Genomic DNA, 2,193 nt, shown 5'->3' on the forward strand with positions numbered 1-2,193 from the left:
TGTCAAGCGAAGTGAAGATTTGACCCCGTAGGCGAAACGAAGAACTGACCCCCTTCATTGATTTGTTGGTTCGCTTGTCTCGAGCGCCGTTCCGGCGCTTTTCGCGAAGTCTGTAGCTATCGCCTCGGATGGTGATCACAGTCGAATGGTGCAGCAGGCGGTCCAATATTGCGGTGGCGACGACAGGATCTCCGAAGACGCTACCCCACTCTCCGACCGATCGATTTGAGGTAATCAGGATCGATCCCTTCTCGTAGCGGCGAGAGACCAGTTGAAAGAACAAGTGAGCCGCGTTCGCTTCGAAGGGCAGATATCCGAGTTCGTCGATGATGAGCAATTTCGGCCGTGACAGGGTCGTCAACTGCTTGTCTAGGGTTGCGTCGTTGTGAGCCTTGGCCAACATCGCGACAAGCGTGGCTGCCGTCACGAACTGGACATTGTAATTCTGGCGGATCGCCTCGCGGCCGAGACTGACGGCAAGATGGGTTTTCCCTGTTCCTGGTGGCCCCAGGAATAGGACGGTATCTCCGTGAGCGATCCAGCGGCAGGTCGCCAACTCTCTGATCTGTCCGCGATCCACCGATGGCTGTGCCTCGAAGTCAAAGCCGTCGAGTTCACGTACGAAGGGGAACTGCGCCAGTTTGCTCGACATGGAGATACGCCGCTCGTCGCGCCGGGCAATCTCGCGCGACACCAAGAACGCTAGTGCCTCGCGCAAAGTCATTTTCGAGCGGGCGGCCTCATCCAGCAGGCTGTCGAGTTGATCGCGGATTGCCGTCAGCTTCAGGCGATCGAGCGTCGCGATGAGTAGATCATTATCAACGGTTGTCATCACCAGCCACCTCCAACCACAGCCTCGTATTCCGCAAGCGGTCGCAGCAGGGCTGCTGGCGTCGTCTCGACTGGAGCGGAACGGACCAACCCTTCGATACCTGCAACGCCGACAAAGTGAGCCCGGTCCACGATCCGTTGTCGCCGTCCCTGGCAGAGAGCATGATCAGCTACGACATGGCCGGCGTGGCGGACGATGACACGACCCGCCAGCACAACGACCTGGACACTTTCGCCTATGAGACGCCAGGGTACGGAATAACTGTTCGTGTCGAGATCAATGGCGCAGTCCGCCTGCACCTTGCGCACGAGATCGCGCAGCTGTCCGAACGGTGCACGGCCTGACAGCGGCCGAAGGGCATCGACCTCGCCAGCGAAGCGCTCAATTGGAGGTTCACCAGTCGTGCCGTGGTCCCGCTGATCGGCGACCTCACGTATCCATCGATCAAAATGTGCCTCAAACGAGGCCCAATTCTCAAACCGGCGACCTGCGATGGCGTTCTTCTTCACGTAGCCGACCCCGCGCTCGTCCTTTCCCTTTGTCCGGGCCCGGTATGGAGCGCAAGCGCGTGGCACGAAGCCCCAGTAATGCGCAAATGCCCATAGCCGTGCATTGAAGCGCACCTCCCGACTGACCGCGTCGTGATGCTCGACAAGCGCCTTCGCATTATCAAGCAGAACCTCCCTGGGAACGCCGCCGAACCGAAGAAACGCCCCTTCCATGCCCTCAAACCAGTCGGCCTGTCCTTCTCGCAGCGAGGCACGTATATGGATGCGTCGGGAATAGCTCAGTGTGGCGACAAAGACGTTTACGCGGATTCGTTCGTCGCCAATCCAGACACGTGTCTGCCCAAAGCCGATCTGTAATTGACGGCCTGGCGGTGTCTCGAACCGGACTGTTGCCCGCTTCTGCGCTTTGAGTTCGCGCCGCCATTCCCGGACCCGAAGCTCTACCGAGCGCAAACCGATGGTAATTCCATGCTCGCTGGCCAACTCCTGCCGGATCACATCGGCATTGCCGTCATGCCGGAAGAAGCGTTCGCGGAGCCAATCATCCAAGCCATCGAAAGCACTGCGACGAACCGGCTTTTTGAATGGCGCTGCCCCGCCCTCGCGAAGATATCGGCGGACCGTGTTGCGAGCGCAGCCAAACTCTTTCGATAACCGCTTGGCGCCCCAGCCAAGCTCGTGCAGCCGCAACATTGCCACCACCTCATCTGCCTGAAGCATATCTTCGCCCTGCATCGTTCGCGACAATGCAGGATGCGCTGAAATGAAGCTCGTCATCCATCTCTCCTCGTTGTGAAACGAGGGGGCAGTTCTTTATTTCGTTAGGGGGTCAGTTTCTCATTTCGCCTGACA

General features: G+C 58.9%; 2 protein-coding genes. Both read right to left on the reverse strand.

Annotated features, from left to right (window positions below; translation table 11 throughout):
* Nucleotides 1-832, reverse strand: an 832-nt coding sequence (istB, locus tag MUU54_RS24465) for an IS21-like element helper ATPase IstB (protein WP_247246533.1), incomplete at its 3' end; no start/stop codon positions are given.
* Nucleotides 832-2,118, reverse strand: a complete 1,287-nt coding sequence (gene istA, locus MUU54_RS24470; protein ID WP_247246534.1) for an IS21 family transposase — start codon at nt 2,116-2,118, stop codon at nt 832-834. The genes istA and istB, both read right to left, overlap by 1 nt.
* Between the last annotated feature and the right edge of the window lie 75 nt (nt 2,119-2,193).

The organism is Pseudorhizobium tarimense, assembly GCF_022968135.1.
Classification (GTDB): domain Bacteria; phylum Pseudomonadota; class Alphaproteobacteria; order Rhizobiales; family Rhizobiaceae; genus Neorhizobium; species Neorhizobium tarimense.